This window comes from Rhodococcus chondri (assembly GCF_036327435.1).
In the GTDB taxonomy this organism is placed as follows: Bacteria; Actinomycetota; Actinomycetes; order Mycobacteriales; family Mycobacteriaceae; genus Rhodococcus; species Rhodococcus chondri.
In genome coordinates this window covers 1-23,808 of record NZ_JAUZMZ010000071.1, presented here as the reverse complement: position 1 = coordinate 23,808, position 23,808 = coordinate 1, and the positions used below count along the sequence as shown (strand labels likewise).

Sequence of the window (23,808 nt, the reverse complement as noted above, 5' to 3'; positions counted from 1 at the left end):
CGCGATGGGCCACGCGATGGTGCGCGCGGGGGTCGGGCTGAGCAGAGGCGGAATCGGAGACGGCTGGTATCCGGACGTCGTGCACGCACACGACTGGCTCGTCGCCCATCCCGCGATCGCGCTGGCCGAATACTTCGACGTCCCCCTGGTATCCACGCTCCACGCGACCGAGGCCGGCCGGCACAGCGGGTGGCTGTCGGGCAAGACGAACCGTCAGGTGCACTCGGTCGAATGGTGGCTCGCCCACGAATCCGACGCGCTGATCACCTGTTCGGCGTCGATGCACGACGAGGTCACCGAACTGTACGGACCCGATCTCCCGCAGATCTCCGTGATCCGCAACGGAATCGACATCACTACATGGTCGTTCCGCGAGCGCGAGCCTCGGTCCGGCCCGGCGCGGCTGCTGTTCGTCGGCCGACTCGAGTACGAGAAGGGCGTACAGGACGCGATCGCCGCCCTGCCGCGGATTCGCCGGTCGCACCCGGGCACCACACTCGTCGTCGCCGGTGAGGGCACCCAGTTCGGGTGGCTGCGCGAGCAGGCGCGCACGCATCGGGTGATGCGGTCGGTGACGTTCCTCGGCAATCTCGATCACACCGAACTTCTCGGCTGGCTGCACGGCGCCGACGCGATCGTGTTGCCCAGCCGCTACGAACCGTTCGGGATCATCGCGCTCGAGGCTGCCGCTGCGGGCATCCCTCTCGTCACCTCGACCGCCGGGGGGCTCGGGGAGGCAGTCGTCGACGGTGTCACCGGGCTGTCGTTCCGGCCGGGTGAGGTTGTGGGGCTGGTGTCGGCGGTCCGCGAAACCCTCGACGACCCGCAGGCCGCACAGGAGCGCGCGCGGGCCGCGCGGGCCCGCCTCACCGACGACTTCGACTGGAAGCGTGTCGCCGACGAAACCGTGCAGGTCTACGCCGGAGCGAAACGACGGGTGCGACACCCGCTCGCGCGGCCGGTGATCCCCCAGCGTCCACTGCCCGGCCGTGACTGACGCGCGGTGATCACGACCGTTCCGAGGTTGCGTCCTTTCTCGTCCTCCTCCGTCTGATCCGGTACCCAACCCCACGGATCGAGGAGTCACCATGACCGACCCCAACGAGTTCGAGAACCCGGCGACGGATCGGACGGACGCAACGTCACAAGCCGCGGCGCCCACGTGTTGCAGCACCGAACGACAGACCACCTGCTGCGATCACAGCGAGAAGGCGACGTGCTGCGGTCCGGTAGCCACCGTCGGCGGCGGGTGCGGCTGCCAGTAGCGCTTCCACCCGGCAACACCGGTGTGCGGTGCGTGCGAACGGGCTCGCACCGCACCGCTGTCCGTGCGCTGTGACTTCAGCGTGTCTCATCGGCGCTCGGCCCCGCCCCCGATCCATGCACCTCGACGCAGTGGCCACGATCACCGCCGGACGCGTTCGCTGCTCCGAGAAGGACCGGTTGCGCGCCGCCGTGACGGTGAAACGGGGTGACACCGGATTGCGGCGGATCGACGTGGCTGTGTGTGGGATGAGGCACAGGCCGGCCGCGGTGGGGGCCGTCGGCAGAGGTTGTGATCTCCGGTTCGTGTCGGGTAGGCACCGGGTGCAGCGCACGTCGGCGCCGGTCCGGCAGGAAAAGCGGTGAGAGTCCTCGCCCGAACAGAGTTCTTGCCGAATCATGTTGCAGCAACACGAAATATGACGCCACAGTATCGGTTCCCCGTGGGGTTACGCGGGGCAGGCCGGTGGCTGCGGCCTCGGTCTCCGGCGGTGTCGCCGCGTGGTTCGGGGAGCGCCGGATCGAAGGCGAGTGCGGCGTGTGTCACTTGCACTACGTCAAGATGACGTTGGGCACGATGCCTTGAAAACCCGCCTAGCTGCACCGTTACCTGGTTGTGACCTCAAGGCCGCTCGATGGTGATCTGTCGGGGGAGCAACGATCTCCCTTCGGTGACGCCCGTGGCCCCGTTTCGGAGGCCGAACCGAACGTCGGCCGAATCTTGGAGCACGACCCATGTCCGTTTCACCTTCGCGCCGTTTCCGTGCCGTCATCGCCGCTGCGGCCATGACCACCACCGTCACCACCACCGCCGTCGGGCTCGGTACGTCCGCCGCCAACGCCGACCCGGCCCCCTCCGCGGCGACTCGGTACCAGGAACCCGGCGACCTGCTCCTGAAGCTGGAGTTCGGGACACTCTCCGACGGGGGTTGGGCGGGGGCGGACAACTCGGCAACCGTCGATCCCACGTCTTCCTCCCAGGGGTCCGACGTCGCGGCAGAGCCCACCCCGACGCCCCCTCCGGGGCAGGCACCACCAACCGTCACCCCCGACGAACTGGCGCACATCGTGCCGGGTATCCAGGCCGAGAAGATCGATCAGTACATCGCCCCGCTGAACGACGCGATGACACACAACGACATCGACACGCCGGTCCGCCAGGCCGCATTCATAGCCCAGCTCGCTGTCGAATCCGATTCCTTCCGCACCTTCGAGGAATACGCGTCCGGACGCGCCTACGAGGGTCGCGCCGACCTCGGCAACACCCAGCCCGGAGACGGCGAACGCTACAAGGGCCGCGGCGCCATCCAGATCACCGGTCGGCACAACTACGAGAAGCTGAGCAAGGACACCGGGGTGGACTACGTAGCCCACCCCGAATGGCTCGCCACGCCGGAGAACGCCTTCACCACAGCCGCCTGGTACTGGACCTCACGCGACCTCAACCAGGTCGCGGACACCACTGGAATCGTCCGGGTCTCGGAAATCGTCAACGGTGGCCACCACGCCCTCTCTCGACGTGTCACCGACTTCCAACGGGGCCTGGACGTACTGCTCCAGCCGTAGCCACGTTGCAAACCCGGCTACCGGTCCGCCGGTGTTGTCGCCCCGCAGTCGCAGGATCCGCCGCGCAGGCGGTAGTCGTGCACGTGACCGGTGTGGTCCTGACTGATCCGGCAGCAGGCGTGCAATCGGGCCCGGAGGGTGGCGCGCCCACGCTGGACACGGGACTTCATCCCGGACACCGAGATCCCCGCCTCGTCGGCCGCAGCGGCGTGGGTTCGGGCGTCGAGGTCGACCATCCTCACTGCCGCGGCCTGCTCGGCGGGCAGCCCGGAGAGCATCGGCACCAGGCACGACGCGAGTTCCTTCTCCGCCGCCTCGTCGGTGTCGGGGTCGCCGTCCGGTGGGTTGTCGGGGACGGTGTCGACGGCAAGCTCACGCCGATGGGGCGCCGAGCGGTAGTAGTCGGTGATCGCGTTGCGGGTGATGGCATACATCCAGCCGAGGAGCCGGTCCTGCTCACGCAGATTGTCGAGGCTCTTGGCCATGCGCAGGAACACGATCGACAGAATGTCGTCGGCGTCCTCGGGCCGAGAGACCCGGCGGGCGATGAAGGCCCGTAGGTCGCTCGAGAAGTGACGCCAGAGCCGGTCGAGATCAGCCGGTTCCGGCTGGGGTGTGGTCGCGGTGGCCGTGTCCTCGTTCATGGTCTGGAGTTCCTCTCCGTGTCCAGCATCCGCTCTTGAGGGCGCGGATGGCGACCACTTGATCAGGGTCCTTGCAGAAGTACGGACGACGGTGACTGCGAACGGACGCAGTCTGCGCCGCGCCCGGCCGCACGGGTGCACGGGTGCACCCGGAGCCGGGGAACTTCGTCTGTACGGATGTCGATGTCGATTCCGGATGCTCCGGTTCGACGTATCAGTAGAAGCGCCGTGAGGAGGTGAGAGCGATGCTGACCACACACCTGTTGTCGGGCCTGACCAGTGAAGAGGTCGATCTGGTCGTGGCGGAGGAAATGCAACTGCTCGACGCCGCCTCATGAGCGCTGTCGACCCCGCACCGGACGCATCCGCAGAACCGCCCCGCCCCTTCCCCGCAGAGGGAAGGGGCGGGGCGGATACGTCGGTGTTCAACGGCCGCGTGCGGACCGCATGGGTCGGGCGAGGACGGGGACGGCGGTGACCGCGGCCCACAATCCGAGCGCCGCGACCAGGGCGGCGATGGTGTCACCGGCAGTGGCGGTGCCGAGGACATGCCCGCGCAGGGCGTCGGTGGCGTGCGCGACCGGGTTCACCGTCGCCAGGCCCTGCATACAACCGGGCATCGTCTCGATCGGCGCGAACGCACTCGAGATGAACATCAGCGGCATCATCACCATCATTCCCGCGAACTGGACCACGTCCGGGCGGCGGAGCCGGTCCCCGATCAACCCGAACAAGGCGCTCATCGCCCCGGCCAGCACCACAAGCACCACGAGCGCGGCGACGGCATCCAGTGCGGTGCCGTAGAACTCGAAACCCAAAGCGACGGCGGCGATCCCGAGCAGCGCGGCACGGACGAGAGTGAATACGGCCTCGTTGAGGGTGCGGGCCACGCCCGGCAGCGACGACCGCATCGGCAGAGCCGCGAACCGGTCGTGCAGACCGTTGGTGTGATCGATCGCCGCCGACACTCCGGCGTTGGTGCCGGCCATCACGGTGGACACGGCGAGCATGGCGGGGGTGAGAAAGACGATGTAGCCGATCCCGGCCGGGAAACCTGGCCCGGCGGCGACGCTGCGGAACACCTGACTGAACAGCACCAGCATCGCCATCGGCATGGTCAGCGAGAACATCAGCAGTTGGGGGACGCGGGCGCTGGTACGCAGGTTGCGGACGGTGAGGGCGGCGAGCCGACCCCCGAACGAGGACCGCCCGATCGCAGTGGCGGTGTGGGTAGTGCTCATCGGTGGGCTCCGGTGGTATGGGCGAGGTGGGTGAAGACGTCGTCGAGGCTCGGCGAGGTCACGTCCAGGTCGGTGACTTCGATGCCGGCCAGGTGAAGTCGGGCGGCCAGTTCGGTCGCGGCGGGGGCGTCGTCGACGGTGACCGACACCCGCACCCGGTCGCCGCCGAGCCGGTGGTCGGTGTCCGGGACGAACGGCAGATCGGCAAGCCGGTAGGTAGGGACGGTGGCGGTCAGGACCTTGCCGCCGACAATCTGTTTCAGCTCGGCGGGGGTGCCGCGGGCGGCGACCCGGCCCCGGCTCAAAACGACGATGTGGTCGGCGAGCCGGTCGGCTTCCTCGAGGTACTGGGTGGTGAGCACGACCGTGGTGCCGGACGCGGTCAGTTCCTCGACGACGTTCCAGAGCCCGGCGCGGGCGATCGGGTCCAGGCCGGTGGTCGGCTCGTCCAAGAAGAGCACCGACGGGGACCCGACGAGACTCGCGGCCAGATCGACCCGGCGACGGGTACCACCGGACAGTTCCCCGACCCGCCGGGCGGCGTACTCGTGCAGCCCGAGTCGGTCGATCAGCGCGTCGGCGCGGGTACGGGCGGCGGTGCGGCGCAGCCCGGTCAGGCGGCCGATCAGCTCCAGGTTCTCCCGAGCGGTGAGGAACTCGTCGAGTCCGGCGTACTGGCCGGTCACCCCGATGCCGCGGCGCACCGCGGTGGCGTCGGTGACCACGTCGAGACCGGACACCTGCACGCGGCCGATGGTGGGATGCACCAGAGTGGTCAGGGTGCGGATCAGGGTGGTCTTGCCGGCACCGTTGTGGCCGAGCACCCCGAGCGTGCTTCCGGCGGCGGCGACCAGGTCGACGCCGTCGAGTGCCCACGTCTTGCCGTACGCGACGTGCAGATCCTCGACCATGACGGCCGGGGCGCTCATTGCACACCCTCGGGACGGTTTCCGGCGGGGACGAACAGGTGAATGGTCATCGGAGGGTTCCTCTCAGGAGAAGGTGCGCTCCCACCCGAGGTGGGTGGGAGTCCGCTTCCTCAGACGAACCACCTGCGATTCGGACGCACCCGCCGCCGATTGCGGCTTCCGGTCAGCTCGAGTGGACGCGCGCGAGAGGGCCCACCGAACAAATCACCACCCCGCGGACCGATGCGCGACTACTACTTCTCTCGTTCCGGGCGCAACACCTTGCGGTAGGTGTCGACCTCGCACGGAACCACGAGGGACTCCACAAGTTCCGGGTGGGGCGTTCCGACCGGCCCGGTGGCCGCGAGACGGTACCCGAGCTGCGTGTACCACCGTGCCAGAAAGTCCTTGGACGACAACGGGGTATCGCGAGGCCGGATGACTTCGAGCTGCATCGTTTCGCAGCCCGCAGCGGCGCACTGCTCCTCGACGAACCGCACAAGTTCGCGGCCCACACCGAGACCCCGAAATTGCGGTGCGGCCGCCAGCATTCCGAACTCGGCCGTGTTCTCTCCGGCACCCTCGGCGGGGCACACCACGCGGATGCAACCGACGAGGTGATCACCCTGCCACGCCCCGACGAGCTGACCGGACAGGGCCATCTCAGCGATCTCCGAGGGGTTCGTCCGGGTGCATCCGTCGGCCCACATACCGTCCTCCGCGACTGCGTAGACGGTGTTGACGAGTTCGGCGACGGCCACCGTGTCGAGTCCGTCTCCGGACCCCATGGTCGAGATCCGGAATCGTTCGATGGTCGTTCCCGTCGACACCTGCACCGCCTGATCGTGAGCCTCGTTCACGGTCGCCAGTATTTCAGACGCGTTCCGCACGACCGGACGGTCGTCCCGACCAGAAACACCGAGTGGCCCCCATCCAGGATCGCGGAGCCGCATAATTCCGATATGCAGTTCGCCGCACCGGCCGAGCGCTACAACCGCTTCATGGGACGCTACGCACCGACGCTGGCGCCCGCACTCGCCGATGCCGCCGATGTGGTTCCCGGTCGGCGGGTGTGCGACGTGGGCTGCGGACCGGGCGGGCTCACGCGGGAACTCGTGGCGCGGGTGGGCGCGACCAATGTCGCGGCCATCGATCCGACACCCCAGTTCACGGAGGCGTGCCGCCGGATCGATCCGGGTATCGACGTCCGTGAGGGCGTCGCCGAACACCTGCCGTGGGCGAACGGAGTGTTCGACTCCACGTTGGCCTCCCTGGTGCTCGGCTTCATGAGCGATCCCGAGCAGGGAGTGCGCGAGATGGCACGCGTGACCCGGCCCGGTGGCACCGTCGCCGCCTGCATGTGGGATACCACGGCCGGCGGCATGACGATGCTCCGATTGTTCTGGACAGCAGCGCGTCGGGTGGACCCCGGCGTCGACGGCGAGGTCGCGATGGCCGGTACCGCCGAGGGAGACATCGCGGAGCGGTTTCGCCGAGCCGGTCTGATCGATGTGGTCGGTGGCGCGATCACGGCGCACGCGGACTACGTCGACTTCGACGACTTCTGGGAGCCGTTCACGTTCGGGGTCGGCCCGGCCGGGCAGTACCTGCAGTCGCTGTCGGGTGACCGGCAGGCGGATATGCGCGAAGCGTGCCGAGCGGCCCTGCCTGCGGGATCGTTCTCTCTCGATGCCCGTGCCTGGTATGCGCGGGCAACAGTGCCGGCCGAAACCGGTATCCGAATATAGAACTGGCGATTGCGGAGGGCCGCTCGATGCCGAAACTGACACCGTTCTACGAAAACGTCCGGTCTCACTACGATCTGTCCGACGAGTTCTTCGCCCTGTTCCTCGACCCGACCCGAACCTACAGTTGCGCGTACTTCGAGCACGACAGCATGACCCTCGAGCAGGCACAGCTTGCGAAAGTCGATCTCTCGCTGGGTAAATGCGATCTACGGCCGGGGATGACACTTCTCGACATCGGGTGCGGGTGGGGCTCGACGATGCTGCGGGCAATCGACCGCTTCGACGTCGACGTCATCGGCCTCACCCTGAGCCTCAACCAGTACGAGCATGTCTCCGGCCTGATCTCGCAGCTGCCCCCGGGTGGCCGCACCGCAGCGGTCCGGCTGCAGGGCTGGGAGGACTTCGACGAACCCGTGGACCGGATCGTGAGCATCGGCGCGTTCGAGCATTTCCGCCGCCAGCGATACGACACATTCTTCGAACGCACCGCGCGCCTGCTGCCGGACGACGGACGGATGCTGCTGCACACCATCGTCGGCCACTCCAAGGCGCTGCTCGACGCCATGAAAGTCGACGTCACGCGCGAAGACGCGTTGTTTCTGCGGTTCATCATGCGGGAGATCTTCCCCGGCGGGCAGCTCCCCGAGCGGGACCAGATCATCACCGGTGCCCAGCGAAACGGTTTCTGGGTGCAGAACATCGAGTCGCTGCAACCGCACTATGCACGCACTCTGGATCGGTGGGCACGCGCCCTCGAATCCCACCACGACGACGCGGTACGACTGGCGTCCGAGGAGGTGTACCAGCGGTATATCGAATACCTCACCGGCTGCGCCGAGAACTTCCGGCGTCGTCTCATCGATGTCCAGCAATTCACCCTCGTCAAGAGTCATACTGGGAGTCATGGCACTCACCGGTGAATACGAACCGAGCCCGTTGAAATGGTCCGCGGACCAAGCCGAACTGATCGAGTCGTCCGGTGGTACCGAGGGCTTGACTCTGAACGGCAAGCCCGTCGTGTTGCTCACGACGAAGGGCGTGAAAACCGGCAAACTGCGGAAGATCCCGCTCATGCGCGTCGAACACGACGGGAAGTACGCGATTGTGGCGTCGCTCGGCGGTGCCCCCAAGCACCCGGTCTGGTACTACAACGTCAAGGCGGAACCACACGTCGAGTTGCGGGACGGCACCGCCGTGCACGATATGGTCGCGCGCGAGGTGACCGGCGCCGAGAAGTCGCAGTGGTGGGAACGGGCGGTCGCCGCGTTCCCCGACTACGCCGAGTACCAGACGAAGACCGACCGAGAGATCCCGGTATTCGTCCTCGAACCGCAGTGACCCCACGGGTCCACGATCTACCGGGCGGGTGATCCCCCCACGGGGAGCAGCGGCGGTTGCCTGTCGAACCATGGCTGCGCCTGCTCGAGTTCGGCCGCGAGCGAGAGCAGCAGCCCCTCCCCGCCGAGGGGTGCCACGAACTGCACACCCAGCGGCACCTCGTCGGCCGTCCAATGCAACGGCACGGAAATCGCGGGACGTCCGGTGATGTTCGCCAGTTGGGTGTACGGGGTGCGAGCGAGGTTCTCGTCGACCATCCTGTCCACGAGCCCGCCCCAGTGCGCTACCCGGCCGAGCCGGGTTGCGATGAGCAGACGTCCGACGGTCCGCATCCACCCCGGTGTCGAGAGTTGCCCGATCCGCGCCGGTGGGTAGGCCATCGTCGGGGTCAGCAGCAGATCGTACCGCTCGTGGAACGCGGCGAGTCCGCGTGTGTACTCCGCCCACCGTCCGAGCGCCGCAAGGTAATCCGGCGCCGAAACGGAGCGGCCGAGCTCGGCGAGTATCCGCGTGTCGAATTCGAAACCGTCGTGTCCCGCACCGGTTCGGCGCCGGGCGTCATCCACCTCGGCCGCGATCGAGGCGAACCACATCGTCAGGAAATCCGCGGCGAGGTGCCGCTCGTCGATGCCGGTGGCGGCGGGCTCGACCCGGTGTCCGAGCTCGTCGAGCAAAGCGACGGCCCTGTCCACCGCGGACACCGCTTCGACGTCTACCCCGGTTCCGATGGGAGAGGCGGTCGCGTAGCCGATCCGCAGCCTGCGCAGCGGAGCATCGAGCGAGGACGCAAACGTCGTCGCCGCCCGCGCCGGCGAGTACGGCGCTGCCGGGTATCCCCCCGCCATCACGTCGAGCATCGCTGCGGTGTCGCGCACGGTCCGGGAGATCACGCCGTTGGTCACGGCGCCGTGCAGGGACTCGCCACCGATTGGGCCACTGGGCACGACACCGCGTCCGGGTTTGAGTCCCACCAGCCCACAGCACGCCGCCGGGATGCGGATCGACCCACCGCCGTCGTTCGCGCCGGCGACCGGAACGACGCCGGCGGCCACAGCGGCAGCCGACCCGCCCGACGATCCACCGGGTGTCAGGTCCGTGTCCCACGGATTGCGTGTCGGCCCGTTCGCGTCCGGCTCGGTGATGTTCTTCGCGCCGAATTCCGGGGTGTTGGTCTTTCCGAAGAGCACCAGCCCGGCGTTCAGCCACCGATCCACCACTACCGAGTTCTGCGCGGCCGGTAGTTGTGCCAGGACCCGGGAGCCACTGCCCGTGGGTGTCCCGACCACATCCTGCAGCAGGTCCTTGGCGAGGAACGGCACTCCGGCGAACGGCCCCGAGAGCGGGCCTTTCGCGCGAACCCGCGCGCGGTCGTCCAGCCGTTGGACAATTGTGTTCAGCGACGGTTCGACGGCCTCGAGCCGTGCGATCGCGGTCTCGAGCAGCTCGGCGGGCGCGACGTCACCGCGCGCCACCAGTTCGGCGAGGCCCACCGCGTCGTAGCGGCGATACTCCGAATAGTCCACCGTCGCCCCCCTCTTCGTGCAACGTCCCTGCCGGCGACACGGAAGCCGGGTCAGGAAGTCGGATTCGAGTCTACGGGCGCGTTGCCCGCCTTCTTGCGTGCGATGTCTTCGAGCGCGGCCGCATACGCGGCGCGGTCCGCCTCACCGGCCTCCCACTGTGTCTTGCGATCCTTCACGACCCTCGCGGGTGAACCGACGGCGATGGCGTAGTCGGGGATGTCGCCCTTGACCACTGCGTGCGCCCCGAGCACGCATCCACGACCGACCCGTGTGCCTCGCAGCACCGACACCTTGGTGGCGATCCACGTGTCGGGACCGATCCGTACGGGGCTCTTGACAATGCCCTGATCCTTGATCGGGTACGTCACATCCTCGGTGCGATGGTCGAAATCGCAGATGTAGCACCAGTCCGCCACGAGGGTCGAAGCACCGATCTCGATGTCGAGGTACGTGTTGACGACGTTGTCCTTGCCGAACACGACCTTGTCGCCGATGCGCAGCGAACCTTCGTGGCAGCGGATGGCGTTGCCGTCGCCGATGTGCACCCATCTGCCGATTTCGAGCCTCGACAGCTCCGGGGTCGAATGGATCTCCACGTTCTTGCCGAGGAAGACCATGCCGCGCAGGACCACGTGCGGATTCGCCAGTTTGAACTTCGCCAGCCGGTAGTACCGCACCAGGTACCACGGCGTGTACGCCTTGTGTGTCAGCACCCACTTCAGGGATGCGCGGGTCAGGAATCTCGCCTGGTCCGGGTCCCGGCGCCGGGATCCGCGCCACCTGGTGTGCACCGGGGCGCCCCACATGCTCGTCATAGGTTGCCAGCCTACGGTCCGCCTAGTGGCGAAGGCACGCGGCCCGGCCCGATACGCTGGCGACTCGAATCGGTCGTTCGGTGAGGAGTTGAGTGATGCGGGGTGTCCTGCGGGCGGCGGTGCTGGTGGCGACGGCAGCGCTCGCGTTGAGCGGATGCGGCGGTGAGGGCGTGGGCACCGACGTGTACTCCGCCGGTGGGTGGCCGGGTCGCTATTCGGATGCCCGCAACAGCGGGACGGCGGGCGTCGAAGGACTCGACGATGTGACTGTCGCGTGGAGCCGGTCCACAGGCGGCATGGTGGGCTCACCCGTCAGTATTGCCGCGAACGGACAGATCTTCGTGACGGCGGCGACGGACTCTGGATGCAATCTCTTCTCGTACCGGATCGACACCGGACGCAAGCGCTGGTGCACGCGTCTCGCACCCGGCGTCACAGGTGTCACCCCCGTCGCCGACGCGGTCGCGAACGTCTACGTCGGTGAGGACGGTGCGTTGGTTTCGTTCAACGAACACGGCCAGCGTCGCTGGCGCATCCCGGTCAGCGGCACGCCCCGCACCGCCCAGTTCACCGGCGAGGGAAAACTGGTCGTCATCACCCACTTCGGCCAGGTGAACGTCGTCGAACCACAGACCGGCGAGCTCCTCGCACCGCTCTACGACCTGGTGCCCACCCCGGAGCTCGGGGACGGGCAGAACGTGCCGCGACTGCCGAGCGGCCACGGGCTCGCCGCGTGCTTCGGTGGATCGGCGGACTGCCCGGTCGCCACAACACCCGCGGTCGACCTGTCCACCGACCGGATCTTCACGACCCTGTGGCGTCCGGGCGCGGACGGTGCCGCCCTCGTGTCGTTGCGGTACACGGGCGGAGACGACGCGGCGGTCACGGAGGGATGGTCGCGCGACGATCTTCCGGGCGGAGCCGCTACGAGCCCCGTCCTGTCCGAGGACGGCGCCACGGTGTACATCCACGACGGCGACGGAGCCCTGTGGGCGCTCGATTCCGAAACGGGCGAACCGAAGTGGACCCACGACCTCGGTTTCACCCCGGCTGCGGGCCCGACCGTCACCGCCGACGGTGTCCTCGTTCTCGCCGCGAGCGGGGAGAACGGGACCTTCCTCGCCCTCCGGGATGCCGGCGACCGCGCCGAAACCCACTGGGAGCAAGAGGATGTCCGTCAGGTCGGCGTGCCCGCGGTGACCTCGAACGGCCTCGGGTACACGGTCGTGGAATCCGGCGACGGGATCGGAGCGCTCGTGTTCGACGCCGGCAGCGGTGAGCCCCTCGACGAGGAGCCACTCCCCGGCGCGACCGGTTTCTCGGTGGGGACCGCGGTCGGCCCGGACGGGGAGCTGGTCGCGGCGACCGTCACCGGTGAGGTGTTCGTCCTGCGTTAGCCCCGATTCGGCTCGCAGACGAAGGCTTCGGAGGTCCGGCCTATCCGCGTGAGCACCACACTGAGCGAGCGTGAGCCGCGCAGTTTCAGACGCGGGCGGAGCAGCGCCGGATCGACGTCGACCCCGCGCACGAGAATTTCCACCGCGCCGCAGTCATGGCGGGCGAGAGCTTGTTTGAGTGACTTCTCGGCGTACTTGAAGCGGTCGAGGATTCGGAACCCGCGTACGCCGTCCGGCACGGCGTCGCCGGTGAGATACGCAATTCTGGGATCGAGTTGCCACAGGCCGTGCGCCGCCGCGTAGTGACGCACGAGACCGGCCCGGACTATCGCCCCGTCCGGATCGATGATCCACTCCCCCGGACCGGTCTCGGGGATCTCGTCGGGCATAGTGTCGGTGATTTCGTAAGCCGTTCCGTCCGAGCGCAACACGCTCGCACGGCGGTGGGTGGCACCATCGCTCAGTCCGGGCGAGTACAGGCATGCCTCCCGCACACCCCCGTCGAGCGAGACGATTTCGACCTCGCCCGCCCAGTCGAGGGCGTCGAAGTCCAGCCCGGGAGCGCACTTGACCGCCAGGTCGCGACCGGCGTACACGTCGAGCAGATCGGGCAGGGGCGGCTGCAGCGCCGCCGGATCATGGGTCCGGCGTCCGCCCGACCGCCGCGCCGGGTCCGCGATCACCGTGGTGCCGCGCGTGACGGGGCGCAGCGCATCGGCGCGGATCAGACCGGCGCCGGGTACGTTGTGCGCCGCCATCGCGAGTCGCACCTCGTCGAGGTCGCTGCCGATCACCGCGTCGGCCACGCCGACGAGCGCGGCCAGCTCTGCGCCGATCGAGCACGTGACGTCGTGGACGAGACGCCCCGACAGACGGCGTGCACGATGCGCCGCAACGCGGTGCGGAGTCGCTTGCTGCACCGCGTCGTCGGTGAGCACCCACCGGTGCGCGTCGGTCAGTTTGCCGGCGGCCTTCCGGCGAAGCATCACCGTCTCCACGAGCACAGCAGCACGCTCACCGAATTGCGTACGCGCCCAACCGATATCGGTCAGACGCGTACGATTCGACAGTTCTCGCTCCGCGACCCGAGCGAGAGCCGACACCCCCTCGTCCGACGTCAGGTACCGGACGTCGGCAAGCGTGAAGTCGTAGCCCAACTACTTGCCGGGCTTCACACCGGTGATCATGACGTTGTAGAAGAAGCTGCGCGGCACCACGTGCTTGAGCACGTTGTCGTCGACCCAGCTGAGCGCCTTCCAGCCACCGAACGCGAACCTGGCCCAGTTCCAACCCAGCTTCTCGGGCGGGACCGCGGCCTCGAAGGTGCGCACCGGCCATCCGAGCAACGCGGCGGCGAACTCCTCACTCGAGGCCTTCACCTCGATCGCACCGGCGGAGGCAGCGAGCTTCTCGAGGTCCGACGGATCGAAAGTATGCAGATCGACAACGGCCTCGAGCGCCGCGGCGCGCGACGACTCGTCGAGTTCGGTCTGCGGACGCCGCCAATCGCGCAGGAACGGCAGTTTGGTGACGTTGGTGGTCGCCTCCCAGGTGAGTCGTCCGAGCCACCGCGAGTAGAAGTTGCCGACCGTGCTCGGCTCACCTGCGAACACGAAGCGTCCCCCCGGTCGGAGCACCCGCAGAACTTCGCGCAGCGACTGCTCCACGTCCGGGATGTGGTGGAGCACGGCGTGCCCGACCACGAGGTCGAACGTGTCGTCGTCGTAGGGAATCGTTTCGGCGTCCGCGACCCGTCCGTCGACATCGAGGCCGAGTTCCCCGGCGGTCCGCAGCGCGACCTTGACCATTCCGGGCGACAGGTCCGTCACCGAGCCGGTTTTCGCGACCCCGCCCTGCATCAGATTGAGTAGGAAAAACCCCGTGCCGCAGCCCAGCTCGAGGGCGCGTTCGTACGGGAGCGGCTGGTCACCGGCTGCGGCATCGAACCGGCCGCGCGCGTAGTCGATGCAACGCTCGTCGAAGGAGATCGACCACTTGTCGTCGTAGCTCTCGGCTTCCCAGTCGTGATAGAGGACCTGCGCGAGCTTCGAATCCTGGAGTGCGGCCGCTACCTCTTCGGCGGTGGCGTGCGGGTTGGGCGCGGGGTCCGTCCCGTCGGTCCTGCTTGCAGTCATGGAGCTGATCCTACTCATCGGTAAGCTGGGTACAAGCGCGTCGGGGTGCCTACTCGCCGACGAACTCGGCCTTGCCCGGGCCGTTCTTCACGAACGATTCCATGCCGATCGTGCGGTCCTTGGTCGCGAACAGCGCCGCGAACACGTGCTGCTCGATCTTCAGGCCGGTATCGAGGTCGGTGTCCAGGCCCTGATCGATCGCGGCCTTCGCGGCGGCCAGCGCGCGCGTGGCGCCCTTGGCGAACTGTGACGCCCACCTGCGGGCCGCCTCGTACACGTCGTCCGGCGCAACGACCTCGTCGACGAGTCCGATCGCCAGTGCTTCTTCCGCTCCCACGAACCGGCCGGTGAACACGATGTCCTTCGCCTTGGCCGGGCCGACGAGCCGGGCGAGCCGCTGCGTGCCTCCGCCGCCGGGGATCACCCCGAGGAGCACCTCGGGCGTGCCGACCTTGACGTTGTCGCCGGCGATCCGGCGGTCCGCGCCCAGGGCCAACTCGAGGCCACCGCCGAGGGCGTATCCGGTCAGGGCGGCCACCGTCGGCTTGGGGATGTCGGCGATCGAACCGAGCGCGGACTGCAGTTCTCCGACGATCTCGCTCATCTGCACGAAGCCCAGTTCGGCCAGTTCCTTGATGTCCGCACCGGCCGCGAAAACCTTCTCGCCGCCGTACACGATGACTGCCTTGACGTCCGATCGCACGGTCGCTTCCCGCGCCGCTTCCCGGATCTCCTCCTGCAACTGTCGATTCAGCGCATTCATCGGCGGCCGATCCAGCCGGATGGTGCCGATACCGTCGGAAACGTCGAGTGTCACGAATTCAGCCATGCCGAACACCTTAGATGTCAGTGCGTTCCGCCCACGGATGTGGGCCGTTGTCGTAGTACCCCTCGCTGCCGTCGAAGGCGATGTGCAGCCGTCCGTCGTCTTTCGTCAGGATCGGCAGGATCGCGGGGATCTCGGGCTCGGCCGACAGGATTTCGGCCACCGAGCCGTACCCCGCCAGCGCCGTCAGCTGGCTCCAGGTGGGCGGCAGCAACATCGAATGGCCGGCGCGCCAGTGTGCGAGCGCTTCGTCCGCCGTCTGCCACCGCACCTCCTCTGCCTCACTGGTCTCGCCGTCCGCCGATTGACCCGACGGCGCCGCCGCAACGAAGAACCGGGTGTCGTAACGGCGCCGCTCGCCGAGCGGAGTGATCCAGTTGGACCACGGACACAGCAGGTCCGTCCGGACCACCAGACCCTCGCGGGCCAGGAAGTCGCCGAACGAGAGCTCGCGCGCCTCGAGTTGCCGCCGTGCCGGAGCGAACGGCGCGGTGTCGGCGACCACGGTCTCCGGGGTCGGACCGGCGAGGAGTACACCGCATTCTTCGAAGGTCTCGCGTACCGCGGCGAGGACGAGCGCCTGCGCTCGCGCCTCCGTGGTCCCGAAGCGCTCGGCCCACCACGTCACGTCAGGGCCGGTCCAGCGAACGGACACGTCGCTGTCCGAGGGGTCGACACCGCCGCCGGGAAAGACCGTCATGCCACCCGCGAAGTCCATCCCCACCACGCGGCGCAGGAGAAAGACCTCGACACCGCGGTCGGAGTCGCGCACGAGGATCACCGTGGACGCGTCCTTGACCGGCACCACAGCGGGATCGAAGGCGCTTTCCGAACGTTCGTTAGCCATGGAGCTACCGTACGTGATCGGTCAATCGAGAGCACGACGGTGCCGACCCGGCACCCGGGTGCGCCGCGCGAAATAGCGGCCGTCGACCTTGTCCAACGTGATCGACTGACTGAAGGCCTCGCTGAGGTTCTCGGCGGTGATGACATCGTCGAGGAGCCCTTGCGCCACCACCCCGCCCTCCTTGAGGAGCATGGCATGGGTGAAGCCGGGTGGGATCTCCTCCACATGGTGGGTGATCAGCACCGTTGCCGGTGCGTCCGGATCGGCTGCCAGCGTCGCCAGTCTGGCCACCAACTCCTCCCGCCCACCCAGATCGAGGCCCGCCGCGGGCTCGTCGAGCAACAGCAGTTCGGGATCGGTCATGAGCGCACGCGCGATGAGCACGCGTTTACGTTCTCCCTCCGACAGCGTGCCGTAGAAGCGATCCGCGAGATGCTCCGCGCCGAGACTTTCGAGCATCTCCACCGCTCGTTCGGTGTCCACCTCGTCGTAGCGCTCACGCCACCGCCCGAGGACCCCGTAGCCGGCGGAGATCACCAGATCGATCACCTTCTCGTCCGCCGGCACCCGATTGGCCAAGGCCGACGACGACAACCCGATCCGGGGCCGCAACTCGGACAGGTCGGTGCGGCCGAACGTCTCCGCCAGCACATGCGCCGTACCGGAGGTCGGGAAGGTCTCGGCCGCCGCGACGCGCAACAGCGACGTCTTACCGGCACCGTTGGGACCGAGCACCACCCAGCGTTCGTCGAGCTCCACCTTCCAGGTCACCGGTCCGACCAGGACGTTGCCGCCCCGCCGCACCAAAACATCTTCGAATTCGATGAGCAAATCGGGATCAGGTTGTGCCACGCCGTCCATCTTCGCTTACCTCTGCGCCGGATTCGCGGCAGGATCGTCATTCGTGTCGTCATCCCTCCCGAAACCGCCCCTGCGCCCCGAGCCGATCGCGCTCCCCGACCGCTCGCCCTTCCCTCTCGGGGCGGGCCCCGTCGAGGAAGGTACCCGCTTCGCGGTGCATTCGCCCCGCAGCGAACGCATGGAGGTATGCCTCATCGACGACGACGGACGTGAGCAGCGCATCGACCTTCCCGACCGCACATACGGCATCTGGCACGGCACCGTCCCCGGTGTCGGGGCAGGACAGAAGTACGGCTACCGGGCGCACGGCCCGTGGCTCCCCCGCGCCGGGCTGCGCACCAACCCGCACAAGATCCTGCTCGATCCGTGGGCACGGCAACTGACCGGTGACGTCGGCGACCCGGAACGTCTTCTGCCCCACGACGGCGACCCGTTCGGAGGGATGTCCACCGACGACTCTCTCGGTCACACTCCGCTGTCCGTCGTCACCGGCGCGAGGACCGTCCGGCACCGGCGGCCGGGCACCGCGTGGGAGGAAACGGTCGTATACGAACTCCACGTCGGTACGTACACGGCCCGGCATCCACACGTACCGCCACAGCTTCGCGGCACCTATCTCGGACTGACCGTCCCCGCGGTACTCGATCACCTCGTGCGGCTCGGAGTCACAGCGGTCGAACTGCTACCCGTGCACGCCTCGGTCACCGAACCGCCGGTGCGGGCGCGCGGGATGCGTAACCACTGGGGATACTCCACGGCCTCCTTCTTCGCGCCGCACCCGGCCTATGCCGCGACGCCGGGCAACGAGAACGCCGAGTTCCGGACGATGGTGCGGGCACTGCACGAAGCAGGTCTCGAGGTCATCCTCGACGTCGTCTACAACCACACGTGCGAATGGTCGGTCGCCGGTCCGAGCCTGTCGTGGCGCGGCCTCGACGCACCCGGCTACTACCTGCTCGACGACCACGGCCACGACATCGACCTCACCGGGTGCGGCAACACGGTGGACGCCGCCTCCCCCATCGCCGTACGCATGGTGTGTGACAGCCTGCGCCACTGGGCTAGTGAGATGGGGGTGGACGGTTTCCGCTTCGACCTGGCGAGCGCGCTCGGACGCCCGCGCGGCGGCGCCTTCGACGACCGCGCGGCCCTGTTCACCGCAATCACCACCGACCCCGTGCTCACGGACCTGAAGTTGATCGCCGAACCCTGGGACGCAACGGGTCCCGGCTATCAACTCGGCAATTTCGGTGCCCAGTGGTCCGAATGGAACGACAGATACCGCGACTCGGTGCGCCGGTTCTGGGCGCGCCGATCCGGTGTCCGAGAGATCGCCTCTCGCCTGGCAGGATCGGAAGACCTGTACGGCAGGCACGTTCGGCAACCGTGGATGTCGATCAATTTCGTCACGGCGCACGACGGGTTCACCATGGCCGATACCGTCTCCTACACCCGCAAGCACAACGAGGCGAACGGCGAGAACGGCCGCGACGGCTCGGACAACAACGAGTCCGTCAACCACGGCATCGAAGGACCGACCTCCGATCCCGAAATCGTTGCCGCCCGCGACCGTCACGTACGCGCACTGCTCGCCACACTGCTGCTGTCGACGGGCACCCCGATGCTGCTCGCCGGTGACGAGTTCGGACACAGCCAGGGTGGCAACAACAATGCCTACTGTGTTCCCGCGGACACTCCAGTACGCGACGCGTGGCCTCTGGACTGGGCACACGCGAACCGCACCCGCATCGACTTCGTTCGCGAATTACTACAGCTACGACGGAAAGTCCCGGTCCTGCGGCAACGCCGGTTCTTCGACGGCCGGGCGCGCACCATCGGATATCCGGACCTCGTATGGTTCGGCGCCGACGGCACCGAACTCGACGATGCCGGCTGGCACGACGACACACGCCGCACACTGCAGGCCTGGGTCGAGGGATCCGAACTGGGAACCGTCGCCGGCACCGACCAGACCCTCGCGAACAGCAGTGAACTGTTCGTGTTGCACGCGGGCGACGCCAGCACGGTCACCCTCGCGGGCCCGGAATGGTACCGCGGCACCGTCAGGTGCGTATTCGACTCCAGTGCGCCGGACGGACGCCCCGCCGATGCCTCCGCGTATCACGTCGGCTCCCCGTTTCCGGTGACGGGACCGGCCGTCCTGGTCTTCCGGAGAGCGGAAATCGCTTAGGAGACAGTGCCGATCACGGTGACGGACCCGGGTGCGACTTCGGTGAATCCGGCGTCGCGGACGGCGACGGCCGTGCCCGCCTCCGCGCGGGCAACCAATTCTTTCCACCGCGCAGGGTCGGCATCGCGCACCGCGCAACGGAATACGGCGTCGGCCCATGCTCGTGCCGCGTCCACGTCGAGAGCGCCGGCGAGCAGCATCGCCGCGTGACCCACCTGGGCCGCAGCCTTGCCCACGGTCATGTCGAGATCGGCGTTCACCCACAGCACCGGAACCCCCGGCGGTGGATCTCCGGCATCGTCGTGCGGGAGATCGGTTCCGCCGATCTGCAACCGCGAGATCCGCGAATCGAGGCTGCCCACCCGGCCCGGAACCAGAGCGCGTGCCTGCGCGCCGTCGCAGTCGACCGTGACGCCGGGGACGTCCTGCGCCGCGGACCAGTGCGCACCACGCGCCCGGCGACTGACTTTGCGGATGCGCGCGTCGTTCCACGCCAGGAACGGGCCGTACCAGGGGCCAGGCTCTCCGTCCGGGCCGAGGCCGACCCGCGGATCCAGGCACAACGTCACGGTCGCGACCGCCGCCGCTTCGAGCAGCGAGCTGCGCGCGGGCGGGTCGGACCTGGGCACGTGCAGCACGAGCGGCATCGCCAGCACGTCCGCGGGGTCGGCGGGATCGGGACGATGGCCGTACCCGCGTGCCAGCACACGGTGCCGGGCGACGAAGCCCGGATCCGCGGCTACCGACCGGGGGGCGTCCGAATCCACGAGCTCCGGTTCTACCGGAGCCGGCGGTTCAGGCGCCACGGTCGAGCGGCACGCGCCGCAGGGTCCCGTCCACGCGATCGGCGGCTTCCACCTCGTCACGGGTGACGCCGAGCACGAACAGCACCGCGTCGAGATACGGGTACGACACCGCGGTATCCGCGACCTCCCGCAGCGCCGGTTTGGCGTTGAACGCGATACCGAGACCCGCGGCGCCGAGCATGTCGATGTCGTTGGCGCCGTCGCCCACCGCGACGGTCTGCTCGATCGGCACACCGAAGTCGTCGGCGAATTCACGCAGGGCACGCGCCTTCGCAGCCCGGTCCACGATGTCGCCGACGACACGTCCGGTGAGTGTGCCGTCGACGATCTCGAGGGTGTTGGCGCGCACGAAATCCAGTTCCAGATCGTGGGCGAGACCGTCGATGACCTGACGGAAACCGCCGGAGACGACGCCGCACCGGAAACCGAGCCGCCGCAAGGTGCGGATCGTGGTGCGCGCACCCGGCGTCAGCTCGAGCTGATCGGCGACCTCGTCGATGACCGTCGCGGGCAGCCCGGCCAGTGTCGCCACGCGCTGCTCGAGCGATTCGGCGAAGTCGATCTCGCCGCGCATCGCGGCCTCGGTCACGGCACGGACCTTGTCCTCGACGCCAGCGTGGGCGGCGAGCATTTCGATGACCTCGCCCTGCACGAGCGTCGAGTCGACATCGAACACGATCAGGCGCTTGGAGCGGCGCGCCAGGCCACCGCGTTCGACGGCGATGTCGACGTCGATGCCGGCGGCCAGCTCGGCGAGCGCCTTGCGCAGGGCGGTATCGGCGTCGAGTCCCGTATCGGCAGCGGTGACCATCAATTCGAGTCCCGTGACCGGATAGTCCGCGACCCCGCGGATGGAGTCGATGTTGGCGCCCTGAGCCGCCAGCGCACGACCCACCGAGCGCATCGCTTTGGCAGTGACGGGACTGCCGAGGACGACGACGGCATGTGTGGACACCGCGCGCCCGCTGCTGGCCGCGACCCCGGTCTGTACCTCGGCGTGCATGCCGATCGTGGCCATCGCAGCCTCGACCTCGTCCTGCAACGCCTCGGTGTCGTGACGGCACACGACGAGCACGCCGAGGGTGAGCCGCCCGCGGATCACGACCTGCTCGACGTCGAGCAGATCCACCTCGGGCCGGGTCAGGGCAGCGACGAGCACCGAGGTCACGCCGGGATGGTCCGGCCCGGTCACGGTCACCAGAACCGTGGTGTCAGACGCCACTACGTCTCCGATCCTTGTCTGTGGAGGCACGCGCTGTCCCCGGCACGCACCCGTTCATTGTGGCAGTCGCGCGAGGACCCGGCGCACCGGGGTTGGACGGCCTTCGGTTCGTCGGTGCGCGGGTCTAGTGTTCGCCGGCGCGCGGGTGGTCGCCGGGAGTGCGGTCGGCACCCTCGAGCACGTTCACGTTGTGCTTGCTGCTGCCCGGGCCGACGTGCGCCTCGGCGCGCATCTGCTCCATCATGTGCGGGTAGTGCAGCTCGAACGCCGGACGCTCGGACCGGATCCGCGGCAGTTCGGTGAAGTTGTGCCGCGGCGGCGGGCACGTGGTGGCCCACTCGAGCGAGTTGCCGTAACCCCACGGGTCGTCGACCGTGACGATCTGGCCGTACCGGTAGCTCTTGAAGACGTTCCACAGGAACGGCAGCGTGGAAGCGCCCAGCAGGAACGCGCCGATCGTCGAGATCGTGTTCAAGGTGGTGAAGCCGTCCGACGGCAGGTAGTCGGCGTAGCGACGGGGCATGCCCTCGTTACCGAGCCAGTGCTGCACCAGGAACGTGGTGTGGAAACCGATGAAGGTGAGCCAGAAGTGCCACTTCGCGAGCCGCTCGTCCAACATCCGGCCCGTCATCTTCGGGAACCAGAAGTAGATGCCGGCGTAGGTGGCGAACACGATGGTGCCGAACAGCACGTAGTGGAAGTGCGCGACGACGAAGTAGGTGTCGTGCAGGTGGAAGTCCAGCGGCGGGCTCGCGAGGATGACGCCGGTCAGGCCACCGAAGAGGAACGTGATGATGAAGCCGACCGAGAAGAGCATCGGCGACTCGAATGTCAACTGTCCCTTCCAGAGCGTGCCGATCCAGTTGAAGAACTTCACGCCGGTGGGCACCGCGATCAGGAAGGTCATGAAGGAGAAGTACGGCAGCAGCACGGCGCCGGTGGCGTACATGTGGTGAGCCCACACCGCGATGGACAGCGCCGCAATGGCCATGGTGGCGTACACGAGGCCGGTGTAACCGAAGATCGGCTTGCGGCTGAAGACCGGGAAGATCTCCGAGACGATGCCGAAGAACGGCAGCGCGATGACGTACACCTCGGGGTGACCGAAGAACCAGAAGAGGTGCTGCCACAGCAACACACCACCGGTGGCCGGGTCGTAGATGTGCCCACCGAGGTGACGGTCGACGAACAGGCCGAAGAATGCGGCGGTCAGCAGCGGGAACACCAGCAGGATCAGCAAGCTGGTGATGAGGATGTTCCAGGTGAAGATCGGCATCCGGAACATCGTCATGCCGGGAGCACGCATGCAGACCACGGTGGTGATGAAGTTGACGGCACCGAGGATGGTGCCCAGGCCCATGACGCCGAGACCCAGGACCCAGAAGTCCGCGCCGACGCCGGGAGAGTGGAGTTCGCTGCTGAGCGGGGTGTATGCCGTCCAGCCGAAGTCTGCGGCGCCACCGGGGGTGACGAAGCCGAGCATGACGATCGTCGCGCCGAACAGGTACAGCCAGTAGCTGAACGCGTTCAGTCGCGGGAATGCCACGTCGGGAGCGCCGATCTGGAGCGGCAGGATGTAGTTCGCGAATCCGAACACCACCGGCGTCGCGTACATCAGCAGCATGATCGTGCCGTGCATGGTGAACAGCTGGTTGAACTGCTCGTTCGACAAGAACTGCAGGCCCGGAACCGCAAGCTCGGTGCGCATCAGCAAGGCCATCAGGCCGCCGATGAGGAAGAAGGCGAACGAGGTGACCAGGTACATGATCCCAAGCATCTTGGGGTCGGTGGTCGTGATCATCTTGTGGATGAACGAACCCTTGGGTCCCTGCCGCTGCGGGTATGGCCTTGCTGCAGCTATCTCTGGGACTGGCTGGGGCGCTACGGCAGTCACTAATCCTCCTGAATGCGCGCTCGACCTCGGGCTGGAGGCGAACGGTCTCTCTGGCTTGCGCTCATCGAATCGTAGACCCCGCGTTCACCGGCCGCCCATCGGGTCCTACTCACTGTCGTACTCGGGTCGAGAGCGTACCTCGAGGGGCATATCGGGCCTGCGGCCCGTTTTGCGCCGGACATTCGCCGTAGTGCTCTTCGCCGCGTGTCGTGCGGGGTGCGGAGGCGATAGCCTGGGCCGTCCCCTAGACAGGAAGTGGTCGAATTGTCTGCAGCGTCCCGGTCTCGCAAAGCCGCTCTCGCCGTCACCGTCGCCGTCGGCGCGCTGGCCCTGGCCGGGTGCTCCACGCCGACCGATGATCCGGCTTCCGAGATCGTGCGTACCACCACCCGCGTTGCCGGCGCCGCGGTGGTCGGCATCGAACGCGACACCACCGCCGCCTGTGCGCTCCCCGGTCCGCTCGACGCGGGGGTGCCCGACGGCGGTACCAGGCAGATGATCCACACCGCCGGCGTATCCGAGGTGCCGAACGACCCGCAGCGCATCGTCGAGCAGTACACCACGTCAGTCGACTGCGGGTGGG

Annotated in this window: 22 protein-coding genes and 1 pseudogene; 9 read left to right on the top strand and 14 right to left on the bottom strand. The window is 67.9% G+C overall.

The genetic code is table 11. From position 1 onward, the window contains the following. From Q8814_RS13840 to Q8814_RS13830, 3 genes are all read left to right on the top strand, one after another. On the top strand, positions 1-997 hold a 997-nt coding region (locus tag Q8814_RS13840), incomplete at its 5' end, for a glycosyltransferase family 4 protein (protein ID WP_330152596.1). Positions 998-1,088: 91 nt separating this feature from the next. Continuing rightward, the gene (locus Q8814_RS13835) at positions 1,089-1,265 is read left to right on the top strand and encodes a hypothetical protein (RefSeq protein ID WP_330152595.1); all 177 of its coding nucleotides are present in this window, start codon (positions 1,089-1,091) and stop codon (positions 1,263-1,265) included. A gap of 733 nt (positions 1,266-1,998) precedes the next feature. Further along, positions 1,999-2,829 (top strand): glycoside hydrolase family 19 protein, encoded by an 831-nt coding sequence (locus Q8814_RS13830; protein WP_330152594.1) that lies wholly within the window; start codon positions 1,999-2,001, stop codon positions 2,827-2,829. Between the two features lie 17 nt (positions 2,830-2,846). Here the strand turns inward: Q8814_RS13830 and Q8814_RS13825 are convergent, their stop codons facing one another. The 4 genes from Q8814_RS13825 to Q8814_RS13810 all read right to left on the bottom strand — a co-directional run bounded on the left by Q8814_RS13825 (position 2,847) and on the right by Q8814_RS13810 (position 6,482). After that, positions 2,847-3,473: a sigma-70 family RNA polymerase sigma factor gene (locus Q8814_RS13825; protein ID WP_330152593.1), complete on the bottom strand. Its 627-nt coding sequence runs from the start codon at positions 3,471-3,473 to the stop codon at positions 2,847-2,849. Between the two features lie 425 nt (positions 3,474-3,898). Then, positions 3,899-4,714 (bottom strand): ABC transporter permease, encoded by an 816-nt coding sequence (locus Q8814_RS13820; RefSeq protein ID WP_330152592.1) that lies wholly within the window; start codon positions 4,712-4,714, stop codon positions 3,899-3,901. After that, the gene (locus Q8814_RS13815) at positions 4,711-5,643 is read right to left on the bottom strand and encodes an ATP-binding cassette domain-containing protein (RefSeq protein WP_330152591.1); all 933 of its coding nucleotides are present in this window, start codon (positions 5,641-5,643) and stop codon (positions 4,711-4,713) included. Before Q8814_RS13815 ends, Q8814_RS13820 begins: the two co-directional genes overlap by 4 nt. Positions 5,644-5,876: 233 nt before the next feature. Beyond that, positions 5,877-6,482, bottom strand: coding sequence for a GNAT family N-acetyltransferase (locus Q8814_RS13810; protein WP_330152590.1), 606 nt, complete (start codon positions 6,480-6,482; stop codon positions 5,877-5,879). A gap of 102 nt (positions 6,483-6,584) precedes the next feature. Between Q8814_RS13810 and Q8814_RS13805 the strand changes: the two genes are divergently transcribed. The 3 genes from Q8814_RS13805 to Q8814_RS13795 are packed head-to-tail and all read left to right on the top strand — an operon-like array spanning position 6,585 to position 8,708. Continuing rightward, a complete protein-coding gene (locus tag Q8814_RS13805; protein WP_330152589.1) occupies positions 6,585-7,370 on the top strand; it encodes a class I SAM-dependent methyltransferase in 786 nt (261 codons plus the stop codon). 26 nt (positions 7,371-7,396) lie between these two features. Beyond that, a complete protein-coding gene (locus Q8814_RS13800; protein ID WP_330152588.1) occupies positions 7,397-8,290 on the top strand; it encodes a cyclopropane mycolic acid synthase family methyltransferase in 894 nt (297 codons plus the stop codon). Next, complete coding sequence (locus Q8814_RS13795; RefSeq protein WP_330152587.1) at positions 8,274-8,708, top strand: nitroreductase family deazaflavin-dependent oxidoreductase; 435 nt, start codon at positions 8,274-8,276, stop codon at positions 8,706-8,708. Before Q8814_RS13800 ends, Q8814_RS13795 begins: the two co-directional genes overlap by 17 nt. Before the next feature lie 17 nt (positions 8,709-8,725). Here the strand turns inward: Q8814_RS13795 and Q8814_RS13790 are convergent, their stop codons facing one another. Together Q8814_RS13790 and Q8814_RS13785 are read right to left on the bottom strand one after the other, a co-directional pair. Further along, on the bottom strand, positions 8,726-10,231 hold the full coding sequence (locus tag Q8814_RS13790) for an amidase (RefSeq protein WP_330152586.1): 1,506 nt from the start codon (positions 10,229-10,231) through the stop codon (positions 8,726-8,728). A gap of 50 nt (positions 10,232-10,281) precedes the next feature. Beyond that, positions 10,282-11,046, bottom strand: coding sequence for an acyltransferase (locus tag Q8814_RS13785; protein WP_330152585.1), 765 nt, complete (start codon positions 11,044-11,046; stop codon positions 10,282-10,284). A 95-nt stretch (positions 11,047-11,141) separates the two neighbouring features. Between Q8814_RS13785 and Q8814_RS13780 the strand changes: the two genes are divergently transcribed. Next, positions 11,142-12,443, top strand: coding sequence for an outer membrane protein assembly factor BamB family protein (locus tag Q8814_RS13780; RefSeq protein ID WP_330152584.1), 1,302 nt, complete (start codon positions 11,142-11,144; stop codon positions 12,441-12,443). Here Q8814_RS13780 and Q8814_RS13775 read toward each other — a convergent pair. Genes Q8814_RS13775 through Q8814_RS13755 form a run of 5 tightly spaced genes read right to left on the bottom strand, consistent with a single transcriptional unit; the run spans position 12,440 to position 17,112 of the window. Next, a complete protein-coding gene (locus Q8814_RS13775; protein ID WP_330152583.1) occupies positions 12,440-13,600 on the bottom strand; it encodes a THUMP-like domain-containing protein in 1,161 nt (386 codons plus the stop codon). The genes Q8814_RS13780 and Q8814_RS13775 overlap by 4 nt on opposite strands. Next, the gene (locus tag Q8814_RS13770) at positions 13,601-14,578 is read right to left on the bottom strand and encodes a class I SAM-dependent methyltransferase (RefSeq protein WP_330152582.1); all 978 of its coding nucleotides are present in this window, start codon (positions 14,576-14,578) and stop codon (positions 13,601-13,603) included. 49 nt (positions 14,579-14,627) lie between these two features. After that, positions 14,628-15,407: an enoyl-CoA hydratase/isomerase family protein gene (locus Q8814_RS13765; protein WP_330152581.1), complete on the bottom strand. Its 780-nt coding sequence runs from the start codon at positions 15,405-15,407 to the stop codon at positions 14,628-14,630. A gap of 10 nt (positions 15,408-15,417) precedes the next feature. Further along, a complete protein-coding gene (locus Q8814_RS13760) occupies positions 15,418-16,251 on the bottom strand; it encodes an NUDIX hydrolase (protein WP_330152580.1) in 834 nt (277 codons plus the stop codon). A 21-nt stretch (positions 16,252-16,272) separates the two neighbouring features. Beyond that, positions 16,273-17,112 carry an ABC transporter ATP-binding protein gene (locus Q8814_RS13755; protein ID WP_330152579.1) on the bottom strand — a complete coding sequence of 280 codons (840 nt, stop codon included), beginning with the start codon at positions 17,110-17,112 and terminating at the stop codon, positions 16,273-16,275. A gap of 43 nt (positions 17,113-17,155) precedes the next feature. On the opposite strand from Q8814_RS13755, the gene glgX reads away from it, so the two are divergent. Further along, on the top strand, positions 17,156-19,303 hold the full coding sequence (glgX, locus tag Q8814_RS13750) for a glycogen debranching protein GlgX (RefSeq protein ID WP_330152578.1): 2,148 nt from the start codon (positions 17,156-17,158) through the stop codon (positions 19,301-19,303). On the opposite strand, the gene Q8814_RS13745 is transcribed toward glgX, so the two are convergent. The 3 genes from Q8814_RS13745 to ctaD form a co-directional block, all read right to left on the bottom strand. Beyond that, positions 19,300-20,070 carry a peptidyl-tRNA hydrolase gene (locus Q8814_RS13745; RefSeq protein ID WP_330152577.1) on the bottom strand — a complete coding sequence of 257 codons (771 nt, stop codon included), beginning with the start codon at positions 20,068-20,070 and terminating at the stop codon, positions 19,300-19,302. The genes glgX and Q8814_RS13745 overlap by 4 nt on opposite strands. A gap of 28 nt (positions 20,071-20,098) precedes the next feature. Then, on the bottom strand, positions 20,099-21,331 hold the full coding sequence (serB, locus tag Q8814_RS13740; RefSeq protein WP_330152576.1) for a phosphoserine phosphatase SerB: 1,233 nt from the start codon (positions 21,329-21,331) through the stop codon (positions 20,099-20,101). Between the two features lie 124 nt (positions 21,332-21,455). Next, positions 21,456-23,225: an aa3-type cytochrome oxidase subunit I gene (ctaD, locus tag Q8814_RS13735; RefSeq protein ID WP_330152575.1), complete on the bottom strand. Its 1,770-nt coding sequence runs from the start codon at positions 23,223-23,225 to the stop codon at positions 21,456-21,458. A gap of 264 nt (positions 23,226-23,489) precedes the next feature. Between ctaD and Q8814_RS13730 the strand changes: the two are divergent. Continuing rightward, positions 23,490-23,808 (top strand): annotated as a pseudogene (locus Q8814_RS13730) (transporter); the annotation flags it as partial.

Coding starts and splice junctions, on each gene's coding strand:
- Q8814_RS13805 (WP_330152589.1), top strand. CDS start 6,585: ATGCAGTTCGCCGCACCGGCCGAGCGCTACAACCGCTTCATGGGACGC.
- Q8814_RS13800 (WP_330152588.1), top strand. CDS start 7,397: ATGCCGAAACTGACACCGTTCTACGAAAACGTCCGGTCTCACTACGAT.
- Q8814_RS13785 (WP_330152585.1), bottom strand. CDS start 11,046: ATGACGAGCATGTGGGGCGCCCCGGTGCACACCAGGTGGCGCGGATCC.
- Q8814_RS13835 (WP_330152595.1), top strand. CDS start 1,089: ATGACCGACCCCAACGAGTTCGAGAACCCGGCGACGGATCGGACGGAC.
- Q8814_RS13795 (WP_330152587.1), top strand. CDS start 8,274: ATGGCACTCACCGGTGAATACGAACCGAGCCCGTTGAAATGGTCCGCG.
- Q8814_RS13780 (WP_330152584.1), top strand. CDS start 11,142: ATGCGGGGTGTCCTGCGGGCGGCGGTGCTGGTGGCGACGGCAGCGCTC.
- Q8814_RS13830 (WP_330152594.1), top strand. CDS start 1,999: ATGTCCGTTTCACCTTCGCGCCGTTTCCGTGCCGTCATCGCCGCTGCG.
- Q8814_RS13755 (WP_330152579.1), bottom strand. CDS start 17,112: ATGGACGGCGTGGCACAACCTGATCCCGATTTGCTCATCGAATTCGAA.
- Q8814_RS13820 (WP_330152592.1), bottom strand. CDS start 4,714: ATGAGCACTACCCACACCGCCACTGCGATCGGGCGGTCCTCGTTCGGG.
- Q8814_RS13760 (WP_330152580.1), bottom strand. CDS start 16,251: ATGGCTAACGAACGTTCGGAAAGCGCCTTCGATCCCGCTGTGGTGCCG.
- Q8814_RS13825 (WP_330152593.1), bottom strand. CDS start 3,473: ATGAACGAGGACACGGCCACCGCGACCACACCCCAGCCGGAACCGGCT.
- Q8814_RS13765 (WP_330152581.1), bottom strand. CDS start 15,407: ATGGCTGAATTCGTGACACTCGACGTTTCCGACGGTATCGGCACCATC.
- Q8814_RS13770 (WP_330152582.1), bottom strand. CDS start 14,578: ATGACTGCAAGCAGGACCGACGGGACGGACCCCGCGCCCAACCCGCAC.
- Q8814_RS13815 (WP_330152591.1), bottom strand. CDS start 5,643: ATGAGCGCCCCGGCCGTCATGGTCGAGGATCTGCACGTCGCGTACGGC.